This window comes from Sphingomonas albertensis (genome assembly GCF_014358075.1).
In the GTDB taxonomy this organism is placed as follows: Bacteria; Pseudomonadota; Alphaproteobacteria; order Sphingomonadales; family Sphingomonadaceae; genus Sphingomonas; species Sphingomonas albertensis.
The window spans coordinates 1-6158 of sequence record NZ_JACONT010000069.1 but is presented as its reverse complement, the minus strand read 5'-3'; the positions used below and the strand labels follow the sequence as shown (position 1 = coordinate 6158).

General features: G+C 65.4%; 6 protein-coding genes. 1 reads left to right on the top strand and 5 read right to left on the bottom strand.

Going from position 1 to position 6158, the window contains the following annotated elements; translation table 11 throughout:
* Positions 1 to 74: 74 nt before the first annotated feature.
* From atpD to H8S47_RS18355, 5 genes are all read right to left on the bottom strand, one after another.
* A complete protein-coding gene (gene atpD / locus H8S47_RS18375; RefSeq protein WP_055873598.1) occupies positions 75 to 1559 on the bottom strand; it encodes a F0F1 ATP synthase subunit beta in 1485 nt (494 codons plus the stop codon).
* Between the two features lie 4 nt (positions 1560 to 1563).
* Positions 1564 to 2154, bottom strand: coding sequence for a hypothetical protein (locus H8S47_RS18370; protein WP_187505217.1), 591 nt, complete (start codon positions 2152 to 2154; stop codon positions 1564 to 1566).
* Entirely contained in the window at positions 2151 to 3044 is an 894-nt protein-coding gene (locus H8S47_RS18365; protein ID WP_187505216.1) for a F0F1 ATP synthase subunit gamma, read from the bottom strand. The genes H8S47_RS18370 and H8S47_RS18365 overlap by 4 nt, the downstream gene beginning before the upstream one ends.
* Positions 3045 to 3116: 72 nt before the next feature.
* Positions 3117 to 4646 carry a F0F1 ATP synthase subunit alpha gene (gene atpA / locus H8S47_RS18360; RefSeq protein WP_055873607.1) on the bottom strand — a complete coding sequence of 510 codons (1530 nt, stop codon included), beginning with the start codon at positions 4644 to 4646 and terminating at the stop codon, positions 3117 to 3119.
* A gap of 4 nt (positions 4647 to 4650) precedes the next feature.
* Positions 4651 to 5205: a F0F1 ATP synthase subunit delta gene (locus tag H8S47_RS18355; protein WP_187505215.1), complete on the bottom strand. Its 555-nt coding sequence runs from the start codon at positions 5203 to 5205 to the stop codon at positions 4651 to 4653.
* Positions 5206 to 5483: 278 nt separating this feature from the next.
* Between H8S47_RS18355 and H8S47_RS18350 the strand changes: the two genes are divergently transcribed.
* Positions 5484 to 6158: dienelactone hydrolase family protein (locus H8S47_RS18350; RefSeq protein ID WP_187505214.1), on the top strand; the 675-nt coding region annotated here is incomplete at its 3' end.

The following is a 6158-nucleotide window of genomic DNA, read 5'->3' as shown; positions in this document are numbered from 1 at the left end:
GTACCGGGGTGTGGCGCTTGTGGTAGCCCCTCACCCCAACCCTCTCCCCGCAGGGGAGAGGGAGCAGTTGGAAGTTACGCTTCCGCGGCCATCTTCTCGGCCTTGGCGACGGCTTCGTCGATGCCGCCGACCATGTAGAACGCCGCCTCTGGCAAGTGATCATACTCGCCCTCGACCACCGCCTTGAACGAGCGGACCGTGTCCTCGAGCTGGACGAACTTGCCGCTGATGCCGGTGAAGACCTCGGCGACGTGGAACGGCTGGCTCAGGAACTTCTGGATCTTCCGCGCACGCTGGACGGTGAGCTTATCCTCTTCGGACAGCTCGTCCATGCCGAGGATGGCGATGATGTCCTGCAGCGACTTGTACTTCTGCAGCGTCGACTGGACGGCACGCGCGGTGTCGTAATGCTCCTGGCCGACGACGCGGGGCTCGAGCAGACGCGAGGTCGAATCGAGCGGATCGACCGCCGGGTAGATGCCCAGCTCCGAGATCGCACGGTTGAGGTTGGTCGTCGCATCGAGATGCGCGAACGACGTCGCCGGCGCCGGATCGGTAAGATCGTCGGCCGGCACGTACACGGCCTGCACCGAGGTGATCGAGCCCTTGTTCGTGGACGTAATGCGCTCCTGGAGCGCGCCCATGTCGGTCGACAGCGTCGGCTGATAGCCCACGGCCGACGGAATACGGCCGAGCAGTGCCGAAACCTCTGCGCCCGCCTGCGTGAAGCGGAAGATGTTGTCGACGAAGAACAGCACGTCCTGGCCTTCGACGTCACGGAAATACTCGGCGATCGTCAGGCCCGACAGCGCGACGCGGGCGCGTGCGCCTGGCGGCTCGTTCATCTGGCCGAACACCAGCGCGACCTTCGAGCCCTCCGACTGCGGATTGCCGTCGGCATCCTTGGCGATGACGCCTGCGTCGAGGAACTCGTGGTACAGATCGTTACCCTCGCGGGTACGCTCGCCAACGCCTGCGAACACCGAGGTGCCGCCGTGACCCTTGGCGATGTTGTTGATCAGCTCCTGGATCAGCACGGTCTTGCCGACGCCGGCGCCACCGAACAGACCGATCTTGCCGCCCTTCGCATAGGGTGCGAGCAGGTCGATGACCTTGATGCCGGTGACCAGAATCGCGCTCTCGGTCGACTGGTCGACGAACAGCGGCGCCGAGGCGTGGATCGGGGCGGTCGTCTCTGCGCCGACCGGGCCACGCTCGTCGATCGGCTCGCCGATGACGTTGAGGATGCGGCCGAGCGTCTTCGGACCGACCGGCACGCGGATCTGGGAGCCGGTGTCGGTGACGGTCTGGCCGCGGGTCAGGCCCTCGGTGGCATCCATCGCGATCGTACGAACCGTGTTCTCGCCGAGATGCTGCGCGACTTCCAGCACGAGCCGGTTGCCGTTGTTATCGGTTTCGAGCGCCGACAGAATCGCGGGCAGATTGTCGGGGAAATGCACGTCGACGACGGCACCGATCACCTGCGAGATGCGGCCAGTATTATTCGTGGCCTTCGAGCTGCCCTCGGTCGGGCGGATGTCTTCAGCGGCGGTTGCCATCACACTATCCTTGGGTCTTGTTGTTGGCCGGGTTGGTAGCCGGTGAACGGGTAAAAGTCACGTCGATGCGCTCGGGCGCACCGTTGGTCGAAGGCACGATCGCCACCTTGGCCGGTGCCGCGTCGAGCGGCTGACCGAGGCGGATCGCGCGCAAGAGGTCGGGCGACGCCTTGATCTTGAAGCGGCCGAGAAACTCGCCGACGGTCTGCGCGAGCCGCATCCGGGCGGTGGTCGCGTCGACCGGGTCGGTCAGCGTCAGCGCGTAAGTCACGGTGTCGATTGCCGTGGCGGTCTTGCCCGTAACAGCAACCGAGGTCGTGTTGGGCTTGGCCGCGTTCGAGTTGGAGAACATCCGCGGCTGGCCGGTCGCGGTGAAGCCACCGTCCTTCGCCGCATAGGCCCCGAGCGCAAAGCCCGCCTGGTTGATCGCGCCGATCGTCTCCTGGGGAGCGCCAAACAGCCTATCCCAGCCCGACAGCGTCGCGACGGACGCGGTCTGCGCCGCCTCCTGCTCGCGCACCGACGGTGCCGGCTTGCCGCAGCCAGCCAGCATCGCCGAACCGAGGATCAAGGTCAGGGCGACCGCGAACTTCATTTCAGCGCTTCGGCACCCGAGATGATCTCGACCAGCTCGGTCGTGATCGCGGCCTGACGCGTGCGGTTATACTGGATCGAGAGGCGCGTGATCATGTCGCCGGCATTGCGCGTGGCGTTATCCATCGCGTTCATGCGCGAGCCCTGCTCCGACGCTGCGTTTTCGAGCAGCGCGCGGAAAATCTGGATCGCGACGTTGCGCGGCAGGAGATCGGCGAGGATCGCTTCCTCGTCCGGCTCGTACTCGACCACGGCTTCGGCGGGCGCGTTCGGCTTGGCTTCCGCGCCCGGGATCGTCGACAACGGAATCGGGATGATCTGGATGCCGGTCGGAAGCTGCACGAGCGGCGACACGAACTTCGCGTAGAACAGATGCGCGACGTCGAACTGACCCTCGCCGAAGCGCTTGATCAGGTCCTCGGAGATTTCCTGCGCATCGCTGAACGCGAGCTTCTTGATCTGGCCCATCTCGTGATCGGCGAGGATGTCGTTCGGGAAGAAGCGCTTGATCACGCGCCCCTTCTTGCCGGCGACGTAGAACTTCACGGTCTTGCCCGCCGCGATCAGCTCCTCGGCCTTGCGACGTGCCGCACGGACGATGTTGGTGTTGAACGCACCCGCGAGGCCACGCTCCGACGTCGCGATGACGATCAGGTGGACCTGGTCCTTGCCGGTGCCCGCGAGCAGCGGCGATGCGCCCGGCGCGATGCCGACGCGCCCCGCGAGGCTCGCCATCACCGCTTCGAGGCGCTCGGCATACGGACGCCCGGCAACCGCCGCGTCCTGCGCACGGCGCAGCTTCGCAGCGGCGACCATCTTCATCGCCTTGGTGATCTTCTGCGTCGACTTCACCGAGCCGATGCGGATCTTGAGGGCCTTAAGGCTCGCCATTCTCGTTCCCTTGTTCCCCCGCGAAGGCGGGGGCCCAGTCTGGGTCCCCGCCTTCGCGGGGACACAAGTTATTTATGCAAACGTCTTCGCGAACGCTTCGAGCGCTGCCTTCAGCTTGTCCTTCGCCTCGTTACCCAAATCGCGGGTATCGCGGATCAGCTTCAGCACGTCGGCGTGGTTCGCGCGCATGTCGGCCAGCAGTGCCTGCTCGTAGCGGGTCACGTCGGCGACCGGCACCTTGTCGAGATAGCCGCTGGTGCCAGCGAAGATCGACACGGTCTGCTCCTCGAACGGCAGCGGCGAGAACTGCGCCTGCTTGAGCAGCTCGGTCAGGCGCGCGCCACGGTTGAGCAGCTTCTGCGTCGACGCATCGAGATCCGACCCGAACTGCGCGAACGCCGCCATCTCGCGGTACTGCGCCAGCTCGAGCTTGATCGAGCCCGACACCTTCTTCATCGCCTTGGTCTGAGCAGCCGAACCGACGCGGCTCACCGACAGGCCGACGTTGATCGCCGGGCGCACACCCGAGAAGAACAGGTCGGTCTCGAGGAAGATCTGGCCGTCGGTGATCGAGATCACGTTGGTCGGGATGTACGCCGAAACGTCGCCCGCCTGCGTCTCGATGATCGGCAGCGCGGTCAGCGAGCCGCCGCCGTTCGCGTCCGACATCTTCGCCGCACGCTCGAGCAGACGGCTGTGCAGATAGAACACGTCGCCGGGATACGCTTCACGGCCCGGCGGACGACGCAGCAGCAGCGACATCTGGCGATACGCGACCGCCTGCTTCGACAGATCGTCGTAGCAGATCAGTGCGTGCATGCCGCGATCGCGGAAATACTCGCCCATCGCGACGCCGGTGTAGGGCGCGAGATACTGAAGCGGTGCGGGATCCGACGCGGTCGCGGCGATGACGATGGTATATTCCATCGCGCCATTCTCTTCGAGCGTCTTGACCAGCTGGGCCACGGTCGAGCGCTTCTGGCCGATCGCGACATAGACGCAATACAGCTTCTTCGACTCGTCGTCGCCCGCGTTGGCGATCTTCTGGTTGATGAACGCGTCGATCGCGACGGCCGACTTGCCGGTCTGGCGATCGCCGATGATCAGCTCGCGCTGGCCGCGGCCGACGGGGACGAGGGCGTCGATCGCCTTGAGCCCGGTCTGAACCGGCTCGCTGACCGACTGGCGCGGAATGATGCCCGGTGCCTTCACTTCGACGCGGCTGCGCTCGGTGGTGTGGATCGGACCCTTGCCGTCGATCGGGTTGCCGAGGCCATCGACCACGCGGCCGAGCAGCTCTTTGCCGATCGGCACGTCGACGATCGTGCCGGTACGCTTGACGATATCGCCTTCCTTGATCTCGGAATCGCTCCCGAAGATCACGACGCCGACGTTATCGGCCTCGAGGTTGAGCGCCATGCCCTGCACGCCGTTCGAGAATTCGACCATCTCGCCGGCCTGGACGTTGTCGAGGCCGAAGATGCGCGCGATGCCGTCGCCGACGCTCAGCACCTGGCCGGTCTCGCTGACCTGGGCCTCGGTGCCAAAATTGGCGATCTGATCCTTGATGATCTTCGAGATTTCTGCGGCGCGGATATCCATTAGCTTAGCCCTTCATCGCGTGCGCGAGAGTGTTGAGACGCGTCTTGATCGACGAATCGATCATCTGGCTGCCGACGCGGACGACGAGTCCACCCAGCAACGATGGGTCGACGCTGAGGTCGACGGAAACTTCACGGCCGACCCGCTGGCGGAGCTGATGCTTCAGCTCGATCACCTGCTCGTCGGTCAGCGGATGCGCGGACGTCACCTCGGCCGCGATCTCGCCGCGATGCTGCGCGGCAAGTGCGCGGAATGCCTTGATGATCTTCGGCAGCGCGCCCAGCCGGTGGTTCTCAGCGAGGACGCCGAGGAAGCTCTTGGTGGTCGCATCGACGCCGAGTTCGTCGGCCACTGCCGAGACTGCCTTTACGGCAGCGCCACGCGAGACCATCGGACTGACCGTCAGGTTGCGGAAGTCCTCCGACTGCGCGAGCGCGTCGCGCACGTTCGCCAGGCTCGACTCGACCGCATCGATCGTCTTCGCGTCACGCGCGAGTTCGAACAGGGCCAGCGCGTAACGCCCGCCTAAGCTCGCTTGAATACCGCCGGATGTCTCCACGGACCTGTCAATCCTCGCATGAAACCGAAATAGTGCCGCCCCACGGGGGAAGAGGGCGCGAAAGCACCTCTCATGGGACGCGGCGCGGGTAGCATCGGGTTCCCGGATTGGCAACCCGGCCGGACGGTCGGGGCGATCGGTTTGTGACTGTTTTGTCATTCACTCTGCGTCACCCCGGGCTTGTTCCGGGGTCCACCGCTCCGCTAACCCTACGGCTTGTTGCCGATGCGGCACGGTGGATGCCGGAACCAGTCCGGCATGGCGGATAGGAAATCAGAATGACCGGCACGATGGAAACGATGACCATGTCCGACGGCGCGACCGTTGCGGTCTATCACGCGCACCCGAGCGGCGAACGCCGCGGTGGCCTCGTGCTGGTGCAGGAGATCTTCGGCGTGACCGACCACATCCGCGACCTCTGCGACGAATACGCTGCCGACGGCTACGAGGTTCTCGCGCCGGCCCTGTTCGATCGCGAGCACCCCGGCTTCGAGGCGGATTATTCGGCCGATGGCCTCGCGCGCGGCGTCGAACTTGCGCGGCAACTCCACCCGTTCGACCTGTCGCTGAAGGACGTCCAGACCTGCATCGACACGCTCGCCCCCGCCGGGCCGGTGTTCGTGGTCGGCTATTGCTATGGCGGTTCGGTCGCGTGGTTCGCCTCGACCAAGCTCACCGGCGTCGCGGCGGCGAGCGGCTATTACGGCAGCATGATCCCAGCGGCGGCGGACGAGGAGCCGAAGGTGCCGGTGATCCTCCACTTCGGCCGCCACGACCACGGCATCCCCATGGAAGGCGTCGAGCAGGTCATCGCCAAGGATTGGCCGAACGCGACGGTGTATGTCTACGAGGCGGGTCACGGGTTCAATTCGGACCGGCGGAAGGATTATCACGAGCCGAGTGCGGACCTGGCGAAGCAGCGGACGCTGGAGCTGTTCCAGGCGAATGGGGGC

What these genes read in the sequence shown, in the direction of transcription:
- atpD (WP_055873598.1), bottom strand. Translation starts at nt 1,559, where the DNA reads ATGGCAACCGCCGCTGAAGACATCCGCCCGACCGAGGGCAGCTCGAAG.
- H8S47_RS18370 (WP_187505217.1), bottom strand. Translation starts at nt 2,154, where the DNA reads ATGAAGTTCGCGGTCGCCCTGACCTTGATCCTCGGTTCGGCGATGCTG.
- atpA (WP_055873607.1), bottom strand. Translation starts at nt 4,646, where the DNA reads ATGGATATCCGCGCCGCAGAAATCTCGAAGATCATCAAGGATCAGATC.
- H8S47_RS18365 (WP_187505216.1), bottom strand. Translation starts at nt 3,044, where the DNA reads ATGGCGAGCCTTAAGGCCCTCAAGATCCGCATCGGCTCGGTGAAGTCG.